General features: G+C 61.5%; 20 protein-coding genes. 19 read left to right on the forward strand and 1 reads right to left on the reverse strand.

Translation table 11 applies throughout. The annotated features are described in order from the left end of the window. Nucleotides 1-17 precede the first annotated feature (17 nt). Together NRG74_RS23355 and traN are read left to right on the forward strand one after the other, a co-directional pair. On the forward strand, nucleotides 18-1,064 hold the full coding sequence (locus NRG74_RS23355; protein WP_093256535.1) for a TraU family protein: 1,047 nt from the start codon (nucleotides 18-20) through the stop codon (nucleotides 1,062-1,064). Nucleotides 1,065-1,072: 8 nt separating this feature from the next. Next, on the forward strand, nucleotides 1,073-4,438 hold the full coding sequence (gene traN, locus NRG74_RS23360; protein WP_257706730.1) for a conjugal transfer protein TraN: 3,366 nt from the start codon (nucleotides 1,073-1,075) through the stop codon (nucleotides 4,436-4,438). A gap of 45 nt (nucleotides 4,439-4,483) precedes the next feature. Here traN and NRG74_RS23365 read toward each other — a convergent pair whose 3' ends face one another. Further along, complete coding sequence (locus tag NRG74_RS23365; RefSeq protein WP_093256530.1) at nucleotides 4,484-5,137, reverse strand: AcaB family transcriptional regulator; 654 nt, start codon at nucleotides 5,135-5,137, stop codon at nucleotides 4,484-4,486. Between the two features lie 437 nt (nucleotides 5,138-5,574). Between NRG74_RS23365 and NRG74_RS23370 the strand changes: the two genes are divergently transcribed. The 17 genes from NRG74_RS23370 (at nucleotide 5,575) to NRG74_RS23450 (ending at nucleotide 19,483) form a co-directional block, all read left to right on the forward strand. Next, nucleotides 5,575-5,886 carry a hypothetical protein gene (locus NRG74_RS23370; protein WP_108576343.1) on the forward strand — a complete coding sequence of 104 codons (312 nt, stop codon included), beginning with the start codon at nucleotides 5,575-5,577 and terminating at the stop codon, nucleotides 5,884-5,886. Between the two features lie 530 nt (nucleotides 5,887-6,416). Then, nucleotides 6,417-6,998, forward strand: a complete 582-nt coding sequence (gene ssb, locus NRG74_RS23375; RefSeq protein WP_257706731.1) for a single-stranded DNA-binding protein — start codon at nucleotides 6,417-6,419, stop codon at nucleotides 6,996-6,998. Nucleotides 6,999-7,068: 70 nt separating this feature from the next. Continuing rightward, complete coding sequence (locus NRG74_RS23380; RefSeq protein WP_257706732.1) at nucleotides 7,069-8,196, forward strand: RecT family recombinase; 1,128 nt, start codon at nucleotides 7,069-7,071, stop codon at nucleotides 8,194-8,196. A 68-nt stretch (nucleotides 8,197-8,264) separates the two neighbouring features. Next, nucleotides 8,265-9,278, forward strand: coding sequence for a YqaJ viral recombinase family protein (locus NRG74_RS23385; protein ID WP_257706733.1), 1,014 nt, complete (start codon nucleotides 8,265-8,267; stop codon nucleotides 9,276-9,278). 210 nt (nucleotides 9,279-9,488) lie between these two features. Continuing rightward, on the forward strand, nucleotides 9,489-10,538 hold the full coding sequence (locus NRG74_RS23390; protein WP_257706734.1) for an AAA family ATPase: 1,050 nt from the start codon (nucleotides 9,489-9,491) through the stop codon (nucleotides 10,536-10,538). Then, nucleotides 10,535-10,999 (forward strand): hypothetical protein, encoded by a 465-nt coding sequence (locus tag NRG74_RS23395; RefSeq protein ID WP_257706735.1) that lies wholly within the window; start codon nucleotides 10,535-10,537, stop codon nucleotides 10,997-10,999. The genes NRG74_RS23390 and NRG74_RS23395 overlap by 4 nt, the downstream gene beginning before the upstream one ends. Before the next feature lie 60 nt (nucleotides 11,000-11,059). Next, on the forward strand, nucleotides 11,060-11,386 hold the full coding sequence (locus NRG74_RS23400) for a hypothetical protein (protein ID WP_257706736.1): 327 nt from the start codon (nucleotides 11,060-11,062) through the stop codon (nucleotides 11,384-11,386). Nucleotides 11,387-11,582: 196 nt separating this feature from the next. Next, nucleotides 11,583-12,779 (forward strand): DUF3150 domain-containing protein, encoded by a 1,197-nt coding sequence (locus NRG74_RS23405; RefSeq protein WP_257706737.1) that lies wholly within the window; start codon nucleotides 11,583-11,585, stop codon nucleotides 12,777-12,779. Nucleotides 12,780-12,845: 66 nt separating this feature from the next. Then, the gene (locus NRG74_RS23410) at nucleotides 12,846-14,579 is read left to right on the forward strand and encodes a VWA domain-containing protein (RefSeq protein ID WP_257706738.1); all 1,734 of its coding nucleotides are present in this window, start codon (nucleotides 12,846-12,848) and stop codon (nucleotides 14,577-14,579) included. Between the two features lie 99 nt (nucleotides 14,580-14,678). After that, nucleotides 14,679-15,101 (forward strand): hypothetical protein, encoded by a 423-nt coding sequence (locus tag NRG74_RS23415; protein WP_074585472.1) that lies wholly within the window; start codon nucleotides 14,679-14,681, stop codon nucleotides 15,099-15,101. 219 nt (nucleotides 15,102-15,320) lie between these two features. After that, nucleotides 15,321-16,076, forward strand: coding sequence for a hypothetical protein (locus tag NRG74_RS23420; protein WP_257706739.1), 756 nt, complete (start codon nucleotides 15,321-15,323; stop codon nucleotides 16,074-16,076). Between the two features lie 87 nt (nucleotides 16,077-16,163). Continuing rightward, nucleotides 16,164-16,574, forward strand: coding sequence for a hypothetical protein (locus tag NRG74_RS23425; protein ID WP_257706740.1), 411 nt, complete (start codon nucleotides 16,164-16,166; stop codon nucleotides 16,572-16,574). 80 nt (nucleotides 16,575-16,654) lie between these two features. Then, on the forward strand, nucleotides 16,655-17,137 hold the full coding sequence (locus NRG74_RS23430; RefSeq protein ID WP_257706741.1) for a hypothetical protein: 483 nt from the start codon (nucleotides 16,655-16,657) through the stop codon (nucleotides 17,135-17,137). Nucleotides 17,138-17,194: 57 nt separating this feature from the next. Continuing rightward, nucleotides 17,195-17,845: a hypothetical protein gene (locus NRG74_RS23435; protein WP_257706742.1), complete on the forward strand. Its 651-nt coding sequence runs from the start codon at nucleotides 17,195-17,197 to the stop codon at nucleotides 17,843-17,845. A 192-nt stretch (nucleotides 17,846-18,037) separates the two neighbouring features. Further along, nucleotides 18,038-18,523, forward strand: coding sequence for a hypothetical protein (locus tag NRG74_RS23440; RefSeq protein WP_257706743.1), 486 nt, complete (start codon nucleotides 18,038-18,040; stop codon nucleotides 18,521-18,523). Between the two features lie 72 nt (nucleotides 18,524-18,595). Beyond that, nucleotides 18,596-18,859, forward strand: a complete 264-nt coding sequence (locus NRG74_RS23445; RefSeq protein ID WP_257706744.1) for a hypothetical protein — start codon at nucleotides 18,596-18,598, stop codon at nucleotides 18,857-18,859. 282 nt (nucleotides 18,860-19,141) lie between these two features. Further along, nucleotides 19,142-19,483, forward strand: coding sequence for a hypothetical protein (locus NRG74_RS23450; RefSeq protein WP_257706745.1), 342 nt, complete (start codon nucleotides 19,142-19,144; stop codon nucleotides 19,481-19,483). Nucleotides 19,484-19,503 lie beyond the last annotated feature (20 nt).

Raw genomic sequence — 19,503 nt, forward strand, 5'->3', positions numbered from 1 at the left:
TCAAGGCCTTTGAACCCATGTTGATTCGCTATGCAGCGGCTCTGATCCTGTTACTGGCCGTTTTCGGCTCCAACGGCGCGCGGGCAGCCGAAGCGTCCACGCCAACAGCGTCCTGCCCGAACGCCGAGCTGTTCAGCGGCAAGCTGTTCACCGACATCTGCTGGGCGTGCCTCTTCCCGATTCGTATCGCCGGCATTTCCATCACGCCAGGCGATGCGCCGCGGGGGGCCTCGAAGAAAAGTCTCTGCATGTGCGAGGACAACCTCGGGATCTGGAAGCCGGGAATCGTGAACTCCATGTGGGAGCCGGCGCGTTTGATCGAGGTGGTGCGCAAGCCGGGCTGCCTGCCTGCGCTTGGCGGCGTGACGCTCGCTATCGGCGACAAGCGACTGTGGGGGACTCACGCCGATGCCACGACCGGCAACCAGGTGAGCCACGAGCGGATGTCGTTCTACAACGTCCACTACTACGCTTTCCCGCTGCTCTCGATCCTCGAGATGTACATGCCCAAGCGCTGCTCACCGGATGGCTATGCGGACTTCGACATCATCCAGCTTTCCGAGATAGACCCCACCTGGACGAACGACGAGTTGGCCTTCTTCGTCAATCCGGAGGCTGCTGCGGTAGCGAACCCAATAGCCCAGGCGGCGTGCACGGCAGACGCCGCGCTGGGTGTGGTCGGTAAGGAACCGCTGACCTCCCTGTGGTGGTGCGCTGGGACCTGGGGTGAGATCTACCCAATGGCCGGCACCACGCTGCCGAACGACTTTGGCCGGACTACCTCGTTGCTTGCCGCGCGGACCCTGGCCACCCAGCACCGGCGCGGCCTGGCGCACCTGACGATGGGCGATGACACCCTTTGCAGGGGATCCATTTTCCCGACCATTCCCAAGTCGCAATACAAGATGTCGATGTTTTTCCCGCGCGCAGAGACGAAGAAGGGGCATTACATCGGCGCAAGCCCCCTGACGTGGCAAGGCGGCGAAGGGCGCGCCATTCCCCAGGTCGGCGAAGACGCGCTCTACATGATGTTCCGCTGGAACGACTGCTGTAACACTCTGTGAGGCACCCGATGCGCAATCCAATCTTTGCCCGGGTGATCGCCACTATCACCCTGTTCTTCTACGCCTATGCGTGCCCCGTCATGGCCTGGGCCGACAGCGTGACTGCCTCAGCCGCGACCGGCACTGCGACGGCAAAGGAGGCGCTGAACGCCTGGTCGCCACCGTCCGCCAGCTCAACGGAGATCACCTTTGGCTCGGACGCGGCGAAGCAGTCGGTCAGTATCTCGGAGCTGTTCCCCGGGGTGACCGACTCTTCCAACACCAGCGCGCTCAGCAACATCTACGGCGATGACAAGGCGACGATGGCGGCTGGCAGCGATGCCAACCTGCGGCTGACCTCGGAGGAGTCCTCTAGCGGTGAGGCCTATCGCCTGCTGCGCGGTAACGTCTCCCAGACGCGCCCCGATCTGACCAATGATCCGTTGTGGAACAACACCGACAAGATCATCGACAACCAGGCGCTCTTCAACAAGGAGTTCTCGGACTGCAAGCAGAACACCGAGTACACCAAGGGCACGGCCACGAAGCACGTAAGCGAACTCAAGCAGTGCGAGCGGGTAACCGATAAGTCCGGCAGCTACACGCTCAAGCATGAGTACCTCGCAGGGGTCGTCCGGTATTACGACGGTCCGGCAAACGTCCAATCTTGCGGTGAGGGCTGCGTTGATATCTGGCTGGGCCAGGTCGGCAACGACTATTGGCGCGGCAGCTGCACCATCTTCGAAAACGAGATGAAGTTCGAGGTCATCAAGCCCGAAGCGATCCAGAGCGCCCAGCTGGTCTATGCGAAGTGGGACGACTACATGCAGGTGCTCGTCGGCGGGACCAAGGTATGGTCTGGCCCGAACGAGAACTTCCCCCCGGAGACCGAAGGGGCATGCGAGCTCGATACGTCTTGGGAGACGAATCCCGACGTCAACATGACCTCGATTGTCAAAAAGGGAGGTGTCATCCCCTTCAAGATCCGCGCATCGGTCACCGGCCGCGGTGAGGCCTACGCCAAGCTGCGCATTCTCTATGATCCTCAGGAGGTCATCAGCAACGACAACTGGTACCCGCCGGAGGCTGCCGAGGCCGTGACTGCGGTGAACGACGGCGCCTGCCAGGGCAAGTTCGTTTGCAACAAGATGCCTGACGTGGACGAGAACGGTTGCGCGGTCATTAACGGCACGCGGGTATGTGAAAGCAGCTTCAAGAACAAGTCCCCGGCATCCGGAATATCGCCACTGTGCCAGGAGGTATCGGTCGACGCGCAGTGCAACTTCTACAAGGGCGACATGCAGTGCTACACCGACGCCCAGGGCAACGAGCAGTGCCCCACCAATAGCGATAAGACTTGTGCGGTGTCCCACGACATGCGTGTGGTGGAGGTGCCGGTATCAGCTCGGTTTGCGGTAGAGGATGCCCCGGGCGCCGGTGAGACCAATCGGGTCGAGGTCGACTTCCTCGCCGGTACCTACCGCAACACCTCCAGCAACCTGCGCAGCGACGGCTACGTGGACCAGGCCTCACTGGACGTGATGTGCAAGAAAGGCGCGGACGGCAAGCGGCTTCCACAACGCTTCGCCGTTTCGAGCACCGCGATCTGGACGGGGCACAAGTTTGCCCCCAACACCTTGACCGAGGACTCCCTGAACATCGTTCAGATGCCGACGTGCGACAACGGCCTGAAGATGGTCGTCGATGTGAAGGACACCGGCAAAGGCACGCCTGGCGCGTTCTATGCCCATGAGCTCAAGCTGAAGAACGTGCGCATCGATGGTGAGTCATTCGGTCCCCAGTACTGCATCGATTCGGCGAACAAAATCCAGAACGGCCAATGTTCGGAGGGCGGCAGTGTCACAGTTACCCGGGGTGTGGCCAGCGGGTGCTTGAACCTGAAGGGGGTGACGGTTTGCCCGGGCGATGACATGTACAACGCCATGAAGCCTTCCCCGATCAAGGGCGTCGATAAGCTCTTTCAAAACGTCAAGGTGCAGGGGTGCGTGACCGGCGGTCTCAACCTGGACACCTGTACCAAGTTCGAGGCTGACAAGCAGTGCGGCTTTATCTCTCGCCAGTGCGTGGACGGCGCCGAGGGCGAGTCGGGCAAATGCTACGTCACGGAGGAAACCTGGGACTGTGGCCATGAAGTTGAGGTCCCGACGTCGACCTCAAACACCAGCTATCAGTGCGATGGACCTGTTCGTTGCCTGGGCACCGAATGCTTCAGCCCGACGGACGAAAAATCCACCGACTTCGGTTACGCCGCAGCGGCGCTGCAGATTGCCCAGTTCGCGGAGCATGACCTGGACTGCGGTGAGAACCCGACCGACACCTCCACCGACCACAACTGCAAGGTCTGGAAGGGCGAGCCTATGGAGTGCAAAAAGGCGGTCGGCGGTTGGGTCGATTGCTGTGAGGCGCCGGATGGCATCTCGCTCATGGATTACGTGTCGCTGACCATGAGTACCATCAGCCTCACCGAGAAGATGGGCATCATCGATACCTCGGCCGCCTCCTCTGCAGCTTGGACCTTCGGCAAAGAGCTACTCAGTGGCAATGGCTTTGGGACAGCGTGGCAAACCGCCTCGAGTTCTACGACGGGCGCTACAACGATCAGCCAAATGATCGGTCTCGATTTCATCAAGCAGAAAATGATGAACTACGCGGCGGAGTGGACAGCCAATACCTTCGGTACGGCCGCGGCCAATACTATCTTTGCTAGCGGGACCGCAGGAACAGCAGGCACGGGCCAATATGCATCAACTAACGCTGCTACCGGCGCGGTGAGTACCGCGCCGAATGCTACGTTTGCCGCTGGAGTTGCCTCCGCTCTATCCGTCATCATGATCGCGTACACGATCTACACCATCGCAAACATAATGGTCCAGATCATTTGGGAGTGTGAGCAGGCTGAGTTCGCTCTCGCGGCCAAGAAAGAGACCAAGGTATGCCATTTCATCGGAAGCTATTGTGCCTCTAAGTCCCCAATGGGCTGCATCGAGAAGCGAGAGTCCTACTGCTGCTTCAACTCCCCGCTCGGTCGCATCATTCAGGAGCAGGCACGGCCCCAGCTGGGGCGCACTTGGGGTGACGCGGAAAATCCAACCTGCGAAGGGATATCTGTAAACGATCTGTCTAAGTTGGATTGGAGCAAGATAGATATTTCTGAGTGGATCGACATCCTGCAGATCACGAACAACTATCCGACTGCGGACAAGATTAATCTCGATAACCTCACCGGTAATGGCTCTGCATTGAACATGGGCGGAATGGGTAGGAAGAACACCCTTCAGCGTAATAATGAGATCGTAGATAACTTGGAAGAAACATTCCCGGATGTGCGCAACGCATCTGAAAATAGTTTGAGAGGGACGTTCACAGACAAGTAGCTATAAAAAAGGCGCCGTTAAGGCGCCTTTTTTTGGTGAGGTAGATCACGCCGCTGCGGCATCCAGTTCGCTGACAGCGGCTGCGGTTTGCTGGTCGAGGGCGTTCTCTTCGCCGACTTCGCCCACGGTGCGAGCGATCTCTGCGGCATCGGGACTTTTCCGCGCTTTGGCTCGAGCGTCGGTCGCCATGGCCTGCAGCTTGCGCACTACGCGCATGAGCTGGCGCTTACGCTCGTTGCCCGTCATGTCGTTGCGATCAGAGGGCAGGACGCCGAGCAGCCAGGCCGTCTGGGCCTGCACCAGCATCTCATCGAAGCTCTGGATGATGTGGGCCAGGCGCATGATGAGAGGGGTCGAGATCGTGAAGGTGAACGTAGCCGCGTTGTCGTACCGAGCAACCATCCCTTCTTGGCCAGCGGCCTTCAGGATGGCCACGAAGCGATCGCGCTCGTCACTGATCTCTTTTTCGAGCTTGAGGATCAGGCTTTCCACGGCCTTCATCACGTCGGCATGGCTGAACGCGTTGTTCCGGTGTGCGAGGGCACGGGCGATAACGTCTACGGTGTAGAGCGCGCGCGCGGCCCCTTCGAAACAGCGGCGATGAACCTGCTGCGCTTGTTCGGTTTTGAGTACGTATTGGGACTGCAGCGTCGGGGCGGAATAGCTTCCTTGGGGTTTGAAATCGCTTCCGTTGGCCATGGTCGGCTCCTTGGGTTGGGGAGCTTCTACCATAAGGTGGCCATCGCCCAGGCCAGGGCCAATTCACCCCGGTGGAGGGAGCGGATTAGGGGGTTTACAGGTGTAGTGGCACAGCGATATTCTGGAGTCTACTTCGCCCAAGCATGTCGCTTGTGTGTCGTACCCCCTGATTCCATCAGGCGGGTCTATGTGTAGCTGGTCACTCTACTAGCACTATCTGGTCACGATTCGCGGTCGTGACTAATCCCAAAAGGGTTTCTATCCCTTTTGGGATGGAGGCCCTTTTTTTCTTGGAGGCCTCCATTCATGAAGAAGTTGATCCTTTGCATCGCTATCGCGTTTGCCTTCGTGCAATACGTTGTAGTCCCGTCTATACAGTCGTCCCCTGCTGCCAATCAGATCCGCGCGCACCATCAAGCGCTCGAGGAGGCTGGCAAATGAAACTGATTCCATACCTTCTGGTTCTGGCTTTCATCTGGGGTCTGTATCGTCTTTTCAAAAATCGCTCGAAAGCACCTGAACGTCAGGAGCCTACGATCGCCTTGCGAGAAGACATCGACGTCAAGCTTGAGTCGCCGCTCTCGGCCGCTCCAGCAAAAGCAGCACCTGCCCTTGTGATTGACCCGCCTGTTTCTGAACAGCCTCGGCTGCGCGGAGCTACGCGTGTCAGTTCTCTGCCGCCAGCAGTCGACTACTCGGAATACGAGTCGCCGGCCTGGCAGCGTAGCGGCAAGCCGCTCAGTTTCTGAGCCGTGGACTGCCCCTCCGGGGGCAGTGCTGCATGGACCTCCCTTGCGGGTGGTCCACCCAAGCGCCCCTGAAGAACGGGCGTTTCGGTGGACCACCCGACGAGGATTTCCACCATGCGACTGAATGTACAAGCCATCTATGAAGTGGATAGTCGGGAGCTACACCTCGGCGAGAAGTCGGTACCTGTACCTGACCATATCGCCGAGACTGTAGACCCGGACGCCTTGGACCTGCGCCGACTAGCGCGCTGGGCCAAGTCGATAGGACTGATCGCCGCGACCGCGCATGTGGCGGTTTGTCCTTGATCCCGCAATAGCCGAGGGGAGTCACTCCCCTCGGAAGCTTTTCCCGCCTGGCCTTGTATCGAGCCCAGCCGGAAGGAGCTTCTCCTGCCCAGACCATGACTTTCGAGCACCCTCTGCAGGGCGCTTGATTGCAGCAGCTGAACTGTTTCCGTCAGCACCTCCCTTCCACCCTGCGGGGCTTCTTCCCCATAGGGGCAAGGCGCCTCGGTTATCGGAGATTTCTCATGGCTCGTGGCGTCAACAAAGTCATCCTCGTCGGCAACGCCGGTGCGGACCCTGAAACCCGTTACATGCCCAACGGCAATGCCGTAACCAACGTCACCCTGGCCACCAGCGAAAGCTGGAAGGACAAGCAGACCGGGCAGCAGCAAGATCGAACGGAATGGCACCGCGTCGTGTTCTTCGGCCGCTTGGCCGAGATCGCCGGCGAGTACATCCGTAAAGGCTCCCAGGTCTATGTCGAAGGCACGCTTCGCACGCGCAAATGGCAAGGGCAGGACGGCCAGGATCGCTATACCACCGAGGTAGTCGTCGACATCAACGGCAATATGCAGTTGCTCGGCGGCCGCAGCAATGGCGCTGCCCAGGGCGGTGACTACGACGATCAGCAGAGCGCACCAGCGCCCCAACGATCGCCGCGGTCACAGCAGGCACCGGCGTCTTCGGCGCCGGCGAATGATCGGCCGCAGCAAGCACCGCGGCCGCAGCAGCAGCCTCGTCCTCAGCAGCAACCAACCCCAGGAGATTACGACTCGTTCGACGACGACATCCCGTTCGCGAAAGTGCCGTATCTCTGCATGCTGTAACGCTTCAATCCAATAACCCTTGCGGGCGTCTCCCGCTCGGGGGACCTCCGCATCCTCACCGGAGGTTCACATGTCCCGTTCTATCCAATCCCAGAACACTCAGCAGGTAACCCAGCGCGATCAACAGGCGCAGGATCTGCTCAGCGGTATCGAGGCGGAATGCATCCAGATCGTCACCCGTTCGCAGAGCGGGGTGAACTGGGCGCAGGAGGCGTTGTTTGCCTACCACGCCATGCTGTCCAACGAAACGCTGATGAAGTGCGCAATCAACAACAAGCTCAGCTTCAAGCTTGCGATGCAGCAGATCGCAGCGACAGGGCTGACGCTCAATCCCACCGAAAAGATGGCCTTCCTGGTTCCCCGCCAGGGCAAGGTGATCGCTGACGTTTCGTTCCGCGGTTTGATCAAGGTGGCCACCGACAGCCGCGCTGTCGATATGGTGGTGGCGGAGGTCGTCTACAGTGGCGATCGCTTCATCTACCGAGGTGCGACTGCCGAGCCTGAGCATGTCTTCGACCCGTTCCTCGACGTGAGCGAGCGCGGGACGTTTCGCGGCGTCTACACCACCGCCTACCTGGCAACAGGACGGGTCATGGTGAAGGCGATGCGGGCGGCGGATGTGTTCAAAGCACGGGACATGTCGGCGGCCTGGACCTCTCAAGGTCCTGGTAAACGCGGTCCCTGGGAGACGCACTTCGAGGCGATGGCGATCAAGACCGGTATCAAGTCAGCGCGCAAGTATTGGCCAACGACCAACCCGGTGCTCGACCAGGTCATCGATTACCTCAACACCGAAGGTGAGGAGGGGATCGCTGGCACACCGCTGAGCGCTCTGGACGGTTTGGCCAACGCGTCGATGGTGCAGGCGTCCGCGCCGGTACCGCAGGCGGAAGGCGGCAACGTCTATGACCACGTCGGCGACCAGCCGCATGATCGTCGCCAGCAGGAGACGGTCAATGAGCAGGTTCCACGCGAGCAGCCCGGTCGCACCCAGGTGCAGCCGGCCGCCCAAGCTACTTCTGGCCAAGGACGTGAGGTGACGCGCGAGCGAATCCATAGCGTCTGCGATCGCGCTGCACGAACCCGCAGCTGGGAAGGGGCCTGTTCCTGGGCAGAGCAAAACCTCACGGGTGATGCCCTGACCTATGCACTGGGTCTTTTCAAGCAGAGGCAAGCCGCGCAAGCACAGGCGGCGTAGCCCAAACCCAACCCTAACGGGGCCTCATCCCCGTTGGGGCTGGGGTCCCTCCTAACCTGGAGGTGATGATGAATATTGTCGACTTGCGCCAGCGCACGCCGGAATGGCACGCCTGGCGCCGGCAGGGCATCACGGCGACCGCGACAGCGGTCATCCTGGGCCAGCATGTGGAAAAGACGCGCTGGCGGTTGTGGGCCGAGCTCACCGGCCGTGTAGCGCCGCTGGACCTGTCCATGATTCCGCAGGTCCGGCTTGGCATCCTGCATGAGCCGTACGCGGTCGCCTGGTTCGAGGAGCGGTACAAGACCACGCTCCTGCCGCTATGCGGCGAGTGCGCGACGTTTCCGCTTCTTCGCGCCAGCTTCGATGGCGTCGACGACGACGGCTGCCCGGTCGAGGTGAAGGTCCCCTCGGACAAGAACTTCGACCTGGTGCTGGAGCAGGGCGAGAAGAGCGAGCCCTACCGGCTCTATTGGTGGCAGGTACAGCACCAGATTGCGGTGGCTGGCTCTGCCAGGGGCTATCTCGTGTTTTACAGCACGACCCGACAGCCCCTGGTGTTCGAGATCCGTCGCGATCCGGACACCATCGAGCTCATCAAGCAGCAGGCGCAGTTGTTCTGGGAGTTGGTGGTCAGCGAGAAGGAACCTGAGAAGGATCCTCAGCGCGACTATTTCACCCCGGTCGACGGTGCCCTGGCGCGCTGGGCAGCGACGGCGCAGCAGGTACGCGACGTCGATGCCTTGGCGAGCACGCTGCAGGAACAGCTGAAAGCCCTGAAGGGCCAACGCGAAGCCCTGCAGGCGGATCTGGTCGAGCAGATGGGCGGGTACATGCTGGCAGAAGCGGAGGGCGTTCGCGTCGTCCGCTACCAGCAGGCCGGCAACATGCGGTGGAAGGATCTCTTCGAGAGCCGAAAGCTGCAGGCGACTGAGGAGGAGCGTCAGCGTTTCCGGCAGGCACCCTCTGAGCGGGTCCGGATCACCCTCGATTCGGATCACCCAATCACGACTGCCGCGCTGGAGGCCATGAGGCTTCCATCGGTTGACCAGGAGACGGAATCTCAGGCATTTTGCCTGTGAGGATGAGGGGGCGCGAAAGCGCCCCTGTCTCTTGCCTGGAACGTTGCGGTAAACCTCCGGTTTACCAGAGCTTTCCCGAATCTGTTCTCTGGCTATGCGGCCCGAGAGCGATAACGCAGCTGTGCGTCTTCACAGCAATCATTGAAACCCTACAGGGGCCACCACGCCCCGTAGGGGAGTGGTGCGCCTCCAACTCACTGGAGATTCACCATGAACCTTACCCCTTGCGTCCCGATGTCCGCCTACGGTGTTACTGGTACGAACGCTGACACTATGTCGCCTGCGTTCGCCGCCGAGAATCACCCGCTACTCGACCTGGTACCCAAGCACAACGCGCAATTCCTGTTCCGCACTGAACTGCGCATGCCCGTGATGAACTTCCTGACAGCGTCGGGCGGTGACTCGCTGGCACTCGTAGGCCCTACCGGCGCCGGTAAAACGTCCGTCGTTGAGCAGATCGCGGCGCGGATGCGGTACCCACTGCGCAAGGTCAATGCCCACTCCCGCATGGAAATGCCGGAGCTCATTGGTCAGATGTCGTTGCAGTGTGATCCTGTCACCGGTGATCAGCAGACCGTGTTCGCGCACGGGCCGCTGGCGCTGGCGATGAAAGAGGGCAGCATCTTCCTCCTGGATGAAGCTGACTTCCTGGATCCGGCTGTCATGGCCGGCCTCAACGCGGTATTGGAAGGCGGCGCCCTGGTGCTGGCCGAAAACCGTGGTGAGGTCATCGTGCCGCATCCCAACTTCCGCTTCATCATCACCTGCAACACGCGGGGTCAAGGTGATGAGACGGGCCTCTACACAGGTACCTTGTCCCAGAACCTTGCGTCCTGGGATCGGTACCGCATGCTGGAAGTCTCCTACCTGACCAAGGAGGAGGAGCTCGCGGTTCTGCAGGCGACGCTGCCCCAGGTCGATGCGACGATCCTGAGCACCATGATCGATGTGGCCAATGGAGTGCGTCAGCAGTTCATCGGCAATCCCGACCAGGCGCTTAAGGCTGGCCAAGCGGGGCTCACGGTCACCTTCTCGACGCGGACCCTGCTGCGCTGGGCCCGTATCGCGACGACCTACAGCACCGCTGCCAGCAAGCAAGCGAACTTCCCGTTCGCCTGCCCTCTGGCGCAGGCGCTGCGCGAGGCACTGACCAACCGGACGGACAAGCCCATGCGACTGGTGATCCATACCATCGCGAAGGACAAGTTCGGCGCGGCCTGGGCAAATGATCCTGTCGTTCCATCGGTAGTTAAACCGTGACGCTCTACTTTGCGCTGGCCCCCGCGGACCAGAACGAGTTCGAGCAGGCGAATACGCAGTGGTGGGCTGGCCAGGCATTGTCTGGCTTGAGCGCTGCTGCGGCATCTCTCGGAATCTCCGGCGCCTTCGAGGCTGTGCAGGCTTCCTTCGGGAAGCTTGCCGCGGGCTCGGTGGATCCGGAGTACGAGGTCGAAAAGGTTGTGATGCTCATTGCACTCAAGGTAGCTCTGGAGGAGCCGTCGAATCTGACCCTGTCAGACGATACCGGCGCCACATTGGAGCCCGCTCGGCCGGATGGCTGGGACCTGGTGCTGCAGCGCGTCTGCAACCTCACCGATGCGTCGATGCCGAAATGGCGTGATGCCCTGGTTACCCTGGGCGTTATGCCGCGGCCGATGGATCTTTCGAGCCTTGTGGTCGCCGATACGGCTGCTTCAGGCGAGACGTCCTTCTGCTTTTAAACCACCCTGGCGGGGCCATCCCGCTGGGGTGGCCTCCGTCCCTTACGATGGAGCGATGCAATGCAACTGAACCTCACCAAGTCGATCGAGCTGTCCAATGCCCACGTCACGCAGGAAGACTTCCTGCTTCTGGACCGGATGGCCGCCGACTATCGCGACACCCTCAAGACCAACGACACGCTCGTGCCAGCGGTGCTCGAGACCCGCGATGGCTATGTCATCTGCATCGGTAGCGTGACTATCGAAGGTCTCATCGAAGCCGGCGCATCGAAAGCCTTCAAGGACATCCTGGACTACTGCCAGAATGCCCATGACGGCGCGATCATGTACCTGGCGTTCGACCGCGACGCTGAAGTCGAGGACGATCTGCCCACGTTTGACTGGTGAATAGGGGCCTTCGGGCCCCCGTTCTCTGAGCCCGATTTGCTATAGTCGGCTATAGCAAATCCGGTTCTCGGCCGCCTCCATGTGGAGGCAGCTGCGAAGTGCCAGCTGGGCACTCAAAACACCAGCAGCTCATCTCAAACCCAATGGGGGTCTCTCCCCATCGGGGAAGACTCCCGCCCAAACCGGAGTCTTCACCATGCAAACTGCTCAACCCATCAAGGAAATCGAAACCCTCAGCAAGCTCTTGCTGGTAGGTCTCGACGTCAACATCTGGTCCGGCCGCAAAAAGCTCCGTATCGAGGACCTCGGTCCTGGTGTGGATCTGCCGCCGGCGGAGCTCGCATCGCTGGGAAGCAAGCGGATCATGGATCCCGAGCAGATCAAGCGGTTCGACAACCTCAAGCGCCGCGCCCATCGCCTCCTCGAGAGCGAAGGCGTGCGCTTCCTGGGCGGCTACGGCATCCCGAACGACGCGGCTCCGGCCATCGCGAAGGAGCTCGACGACATCCAGCGCGAGTTCGGCCTTGAGATCAAATCCTTCCTCGACAACTACGACTCGAACTTCGACGCGTGGGCGCAGAAGTGGGATCAGGATCCGAAGTGGCAAGCTGCGATCGAGAAGGCCAAGACCCCGAAAGAGGTCGTGGCCCAACGTTTGGGCTTCCGCTACACCCTGGTGCGCGTGGTGCCCGACAAGTCCGATCCGGCCCTGAGCAAGGGGCTGGAGCAGGAAGTGGAGGGTCTTTCCGGACAGCTGTTCCGGGAGATCGCGGACGCGGCCGAGGACCTGGTGGATGGCAGTTTCGCCAACAAGTCCTCTGTCAGCCGCAAGGCGGTCAGCGCGATCCTGAAGATTCACCGCAAGCTCACCTCGCTTGCGTTCTTGAATCCTGGGATCCATCTGGTCGCCGAGCACATGATGTCCGTCATCGAGCAGCTCCCCAAAAAGGGGCCGTACGAGGGTGGGCATTTCCAAACGCTGCAGACACTCATGCTGTCCTTGAGTGACGAGCGCAACATCTCGAAGCTGGCCGCGTCCTTCGCGGCATCTGCTGCGCAGACTGCCGCCACTGGTGGCGTGCCGGCGGCGAGTGTCGTGATCGAACAAGCCCCGGCAGCTGCTGGTGCCGTCGTAGCTTCTGCCGCCGTGATCGAGCAGTCGCCGTCCCCTGCGGACGACGGCGGCATGTCCGTTGGCGAGCTGCTCGATGAGATCGCCGGTCAGCAGGCAGCACCTGGTATTCAGGATCTGAGCTCGGTAGCTGCAGAGCTGCAGGCCCGGGCCATTGACGGGCAGGTGATCGATACCCAGATGTCGGCGTTGGGCGTTGCTGCGTCTATTGCCAACATCCCAATGCCGACTACCCAGGACGCCTTGGACTTCTGCATGTAAACCAACCCCCCGGGGGCACCTGCCCCCTTTGGGGGTGGTGTGTCCTCCACTACTGGAGTGACAGCTATGCAACGTTCTCTGAGCAACGCCTTCCCGATCATCGCGCGCTACTTCTGCGACGACCTGGGGGTGCGCATCGAGTTTGGTGGAAACCAGCCGGCCACAAAGGACAAGGTGATCTACCTGCCGGTGCTCAAAGATGAGTCGCCTCGCATGGTCAACGTCTCCCTCGGGTGGACGGCCCATGAGTCGGCGCACATCAAGTACACGGACGATGAGCCCTATGAGCTGGCCAATGCAGAAAGCCCCTTCATGGGTCGCTTTCTGAACCTGCTCGAAGATCTGCGGATCGAGAAGCGCATGATGGAAGACCATTACTGCGCCATCGAGCCACTGCGGGTGACTGCCCAAGAGGTGTTCCAGAAGCCTTGGAGCGCCGACGGGAAATCCGAAGCGGTTGTTTTGCACGACGCCTGCCTGATCATCGGCCGGGCGCGTTTGCTCAATCAGCCGATCGAAGAGGTCGCCGTTGTCCTGGATGCTGCGTTGGCCAACACCTTTGGTGCCGGCCGACGCGCGAAAATCCTCGGGCTACTGTCCACGGTCACCGGCTTGCCGGATACCGCGGGGGTGTACCAGCTCGCCCATCGGATACTCGATGTCTTGGACGAAGAGGAGCCTCAGCAGCCAGACGCTGGCGCGGATCCTGATCCTGCGCCGCAAGGTCAGGACCAGGGCCCGCAACAGGGCCAGGATCAAGGCGCTCAGCAAGGTCAGGATCAACCTGGTCAGGATGAGCAGGGCGACGCCAGCAACGGCGATCAGGCAGGTCAAGGCGACGCGCAAGCGGCGTCCGGCCAGCCTGGCGCCGATCAGCAGGGCGCTCAGCCAAGCCTGAAGCAGCGGGTGGTAAACGCTGACTCGCAGGCCATGCAGGATGCGCTTGGGGACGTCTCATCCCAAGCCGCTACCCTGATCGGCGCCAACGCCGGCGGCACAAGCTCCACGCCGAGTTCGGTGCTGGCGCACGCTGTCGGTTCACAGGCTCTGCAGCAGGACGTTGTCATCAACGGACGCGCCGCCTCCATGGGGCTGCGCCAGGTGCTCAACGGTCTCATTCAGGGCAGCCAGAACGCACGGGTCACCGTGCGCAAAACGGGTAATCGTCTGGATACAGCGAGCCTTGCACGGGTGAGGGTTGGGGAAAACCGGATCTTCCGGAAACAGGAACCCGTGCAGCACACCAACGCTGCTATCCAGCTGTTGCTCGATGGCTCCGGCTCCATGGGTTTGAAGACCGGCGGGCGCAAGCCTATCCAGGTTGCGGAGGAGGCGTGCTTTGCGATGCTTACGGCATTGGAGGGTATTGCCGGCGTTACCAGTGGTGCGATGGTCTTCCCTCGGGGGGATCGAGAGCAGGTCGGTGTTTTGAAACGGCACGGCCAGAACCTGGCCAGCGCAGTGGCAGAACAGCGCTTCGGCCTGACCGCTTCCGGCGGAACACCGTTGGCCAGCGCCATGTGGCCGGCCGCCGGCGACCTGCTGCGCGCCAAGGGACAGCGGAAGGTGCTGATCATCAGCACCGACGGCGACCCGCGGAACGTGACCGACGTGATCGATATGGTCGCCCGGTGTCGCGCTTCAGGAATCGAGGTGTTCGCGATCGCCTATGGCGAGGCGAAGGCCACGAACCTGCAGCTGATGTTTGGCACCGGTCACTGGCAGTTGCTGGATGACCTCGGGCAGTTGCGCAGCGCCCTCCAGGCGCTCGTGCAGCGTGTGTTGACCCAGGCCGCCTAACCGCGGCCGCAGATCTACCAACCGCCTCACGGCGGACAACCCACCAGGGGACATACCTCCCTGGTGGGGGGTGTGTCTCCTCCTTACCGGAGGCATACCATGCAACTTGCGCTTTCTTTCACCGAAAGCTCGTTTTGCGAATTTCCCTTACCGCAGCGCTTGCCCAGGCCGCGGGTCAAACGGGCGCCTCGCAAGACGAACACCGCGGTTGATATCGAGCAGCTGTATTTCGACCTGCTGGCCATTCCGGACAGCGAGGTCGACACCTACGTCTGGACTGACGCGGATATCGATCGCGTTCGCGAATACATGCTGCATCACGCGCTGGGCGTTCTGCTGGACCGGCGCAATTCGCTGGCGTCTCGCCAGGAGCATTGGGCCTGGGTGATGGACGAGGAGGACTTCGGTCCCTTCTCGTTCAAGACCTTGGCCTACTTCGCCGGCGTCGACAGTGAGTTGCTGCGCGAGGGGTTGGTTCGAACCCTCACCAAGCACCAGGTCCTCGAGCAACTGACGGTGTGATTGCTTGACACCTCCCCCCTCACCGGGGGAGGCTTTTTCTCGAGTCTCATGGGCAGAGCGCCAGGCTGCGCCGATCAGATTCTCCTCGACCTCTGTTGGTCGAGAGATACCCAGCTGGAGGTTTCCAGCACCTATCGTTCCGGCCCGTCCGGAGCATCACACCCTTGGGGGCACGTTCCCCCTCGGGGTGACGTGTCTCCTCTCTACGAGGAGTTCACCATGCGTTATCTACCCACCCAGTCACCTGTAGTCGATGCCCTGCTGTTTCCCTATCGTGCTCCGGAGGCCTATCGCACCCGGGCGGATTACGAGCAGCTTGATCGGCTTCAGCGTGAAGCACTGCAAGACCGGCAGCGCGAATTCGCGCAGCGCCTTCGCGGGGTCATGCAAGACGGGCCGTGCTCGCTGCGAAGCTTCCCTTCGCGTGCAGCAGACACCGCCTGGCAGGATTTGCCGCGGTTTCATCACGCTGCGCAGTTCATCCCGTTTGAAAGGTCGACCCCGGCTGCCGGGCAGGACTATTTCGCGGCGCCGCCGGCGAGCCTTGCTGACTATGAGGGCTTCGACGTCGGCGAGGATCTGCCGGTCTCCGACGAGTCACCTGCTGCCCCGCCCAAGGCGGAGCGGCGGGCCACGCCATCGCCGGTATCTTCGGACGTGATCGATTGGTCCGGCGCTAAAGAAGGGGTTGTAAAGCGGCACGGCCGCTATCGCTACCGCTTCGAGAAAAACTCGTCATTCTCCTACCTGGTACATCTGGACACCGGTGGTCTTGTTTGGGGAATCGAGCTGCAGCAGGTTGTCAATGAGCTGAACATCGAGGTTGGTGATCGGGTGCAGCTCAAGCGCATGGGAAAGGAAACTGTCGAAGTCGACGAGAAAATCCTCGACGCCGATGGCAATCCGACCGGCACACGCAAGAAGCACGTCACGCGCACCATCTGGCGTGGCCGCATCCTGCAGAAGCACGCCTGATCGCCGCCGGCGTATCCGGCATCAACCTACCCTGAGCGGGCTACTCCCGCGTAGGGGGTGGCCCGCTCTTCAACTGGAGAGACGACCATGACACAAGCCAATTCGGTACCCGCTTTTCGCTTCAGGCAGCGCTTAAGGTTCGCTGGCCAGTGGGAACACGATGTGTGGGAAAACGGCCGGCACTACCGGGTGATTGTGGGAGACAGCTCCCACCGGCACCTGCGTGACTGGATGAGCGGCCTCACCGATGAGGAGTACCTGCGCGATGTGGTTGGTCGCGAGAACCTCATCAGCTGCCTCAACCAGTCTGCGCCTAGCGCGGCGCTGGTGGATGCCTTCAACGCCTGGCGACAGGAGCTGTACACCGAGCGCCTCAACCGGCTATGCAGTCAGCCCGAGCGCTATGGTGTGATCAAGCAAGACGATCCGGTTCGCGAGCCCTATCCCGTAGTGCATGCGGCCCGATACGAACCAGGGGTCGGTTGGGTGCGTACCTGATCGATCCTCGATAGACCTTAAACCCTCTGCGGCCTTTCTCCCGCGGGGGGAGGGGCCGCTCTCTTCATAGGAGCTTCCCCATGACGACTACCCAAACCGTGTCTTCTGCTGAGGTCAAGCGAACCATGCTCAACCTTCGGGTGCGCTGGCGCTCGAGCTACCAAGGTTGCCATTCGTTCGACTGTGTTTTGGACGGCGCATCGTGCCGGTTTGAGGTTCAGACCGAGCGCAGGATCCGCGATACCTACTCGAACCTCTCGCCAGAGGAGTTCGAGCGGGACGTCAACGGGTCAGTCGGCCTGGTGCGTTGTTTCTTGCCGCTGTCGCTCGAAGCCGTTGCCGGGTTCAACCGGTCACGCTACGAAGAATACAAGGCGCAGATCGATCTGATCCTGGCCCAGCCGGAGAAGTATGGCGACTACACGCCGGAGCCATTTCGGATTTACCTCGGCGGGGTGTGGAGTAAGGAGGCCGGCTGGTCTCGCCTCCACACGTTCGATGAGGTGCTAGCGCTCAGCGGTATCCCGCCTAGTGAAGCGGTAGACGGTACGCAACACCCATAACCCACTGCGGGATCACCCCGCACTGGGATGGTCCCGCTCCCACCCAGGAGCAAAACCATGAATACCCATCAAGCCCTGCTGGTCTGTCAGCTGCTACTCAAGCGTGCAGGTTCTCGCGTGCGTCTACGGCAGCCCTCGCATTGCGGGACCGATTTCTGGTCCTTCACGGTCGTCGGCCGTGGTCGCCTCGGCAACCGCATCGTGGTCCCGTTCGTTCATAGCTACCAAGGCTATCGGATCCTGGGAATCCTCGATCAGACGGGCCGCAACGCTCGTTGGAGCGGTCTTGGCCAGGCGCTCACCGGATGCCGCCAGCTGGCGCACTACGGTGACATCGGCCAGGTGGTCGTCCGTTTCGGACAGCCTACGCTGCTCAAGGAGTATCACCTGGGCTCGCCCGAGGTGATCCCACGGCTGTCGCCGACGCTGCGCAAGCTCCTGACAACGGCGCCCGCAGCCGATCAGCTGACCGTGCGGGACCGCAACACCGGTGACGACGTGGTCACCAGCACGCTGCCCGGGGAGGACGTCGCTCAGCTGCTGAGCAGCTGCCTCGCCGGCGCCGCGGTTGCAGCGCCTGGGAACGCCTCCCAGCTGATCGCTGAGTTTGGTTTGGACCTGTGCTTAGGCACCGGGACTGATCGCGGGATGCTGCTATCCCGAGAGACGCTGCGGCGGACGCGTTCCGCCCTGCTGACTGTTGCGTGACACACCTGCCCCCACCCGGGGGCGGGCCTTCTATCGAGTCTTTTGAGCAAGCGATGGCTTGCTGAGCAGACTTCTTCGTCATCGATGTCGATGACGGGAAAGCCAGCTGACGCCTAGTCAGCACACCACCAACCCAGCGCGGGGCTGCATGATCCCGCGTGGGGGTCATGGCCTCGCTTCAAGGAGCAGACCATGAACGATCGTACTCTTCACACCCTCATCGCCGCTCTGCGTTTCTGGCAGCTGCACGAGGGCCAGCATCCATCGCCGTTGGTGGATGTTGCCAGCAACGACGGTGAGGTCGACCCGCTCTCCAGCGAGGAGATCGATGACCTCATCGAGAATTACCTGAACGCCGACGGCGCCAACCCAGTAACAGCAATTGGCGCCGAGCTCGTCCAGGACGCAGGTACGGTGATGGTCTCGCCTCCGACGCTTGTGGTGACGCTCTCTGAGGGCGGCATTACGAACCTTCAATCTTCTGCGGCTATGCGGGTGGTGACGTTGGAATACGGCGCCCCCGACGCTGAGCTGTACGAAGAGACCGGCGTCGACGGTGAGGATTGCATCGTTCGCGAACACAGCCTGTCCAGGCACGTCGTCGGCGGTAGCTTTGCCATAGATCCCGATCGCGTGATGAGCGTGATCGGCCAACTCAGCGCGTCCTTACCGGCGTGACCTGAGCTTCAACCCTAGCGGGCATTCATGCCCGCTAGGGGCGTGCGTGCCCGCCTCTTTCGAGGTGCATGCATGACCATCATTCTCCAAGCTGCAAGGCTATTGGGACCACGCCAGATCGGCCGACGCGCAAGCGTCACCACCGATACGATGAAAATCCTGCTCTGGGAGCTTTCGGACGGTGCGGTTCTAGAGCTTCACCGCGAGATGGGCCCCGGGAAGCGGCCGCGCTTCACCCTGGTCCGAGAGCGCGGCGATGGCTTCGACGACCTGCTGGTGTACTACGAGCGCGGGCGTGCCCGGGTCTTCAGCCCTAACCGCTACGCTGCTGCGTAAATATCCCCCCTCTGGCGCTTTGGCGTCCAGAGGGGGCTTTGCTGGCGTCGGCCCAGCCGCTTCGCTATAGTCGGAGCGCGCATCGACGCCTGAGCTGGCAGCCCAGCACCCTTCCTGATCCGTTCGAGATGGCTTTCCCAAGCCCAAGCTTGCGAAAGCGATCTTTTCTGTCCCCGCATGTGCGGTGGCAGATTCCTCAGCTGACCTGGTCAGCACCTCACCCACCTGCGGGGCTACTGGCCCTGCAGGGTCATAGCCTCGCTTCTTTCTGGAGCGATCGGTATGAACCTTTACCACTGCACGTTTGAAATGGCTGATTACCGGGTGACCGCCCAGGTAACTGGTCTGAGCACGGTCGATGCGGCGAGTCGCTTCGTCGTGTCTCCCTTCGGCAAGCGGCTATTTCGTCACATTGCACCGCGAGCATCGGCGGCCGGCGCCATCATCGGTTTTTTCGATGGCAGCCGTTACGTGATGGCCTTGCCGCTGTGGCGCACCGCGGCGCGCGACCAGTTCGGCAAGCCGCGGTGCCTCGTCTCGGCCTGGAGCCTCACGACTCAGGCCGTCGACGACCTCTGCTTCGATGCTTCGGCGGTCGCCCGTCGCAGCGTCTGCGTTTCCTAACCCCCTGGGTGGCCATGTCC

It is taken from the genome of Pseudomonas oryzihabitans, assembly GCF_024652905.1.
In the GTDB taxonomy this organism is placed as follows: domain Bacteria; phylum Pseudomonadota; class Gammaproteobacteria; order Pseudomonadales; family Pseudomonadaceae; genus Chryseomonas; species Chryseomonas benzopyrenica.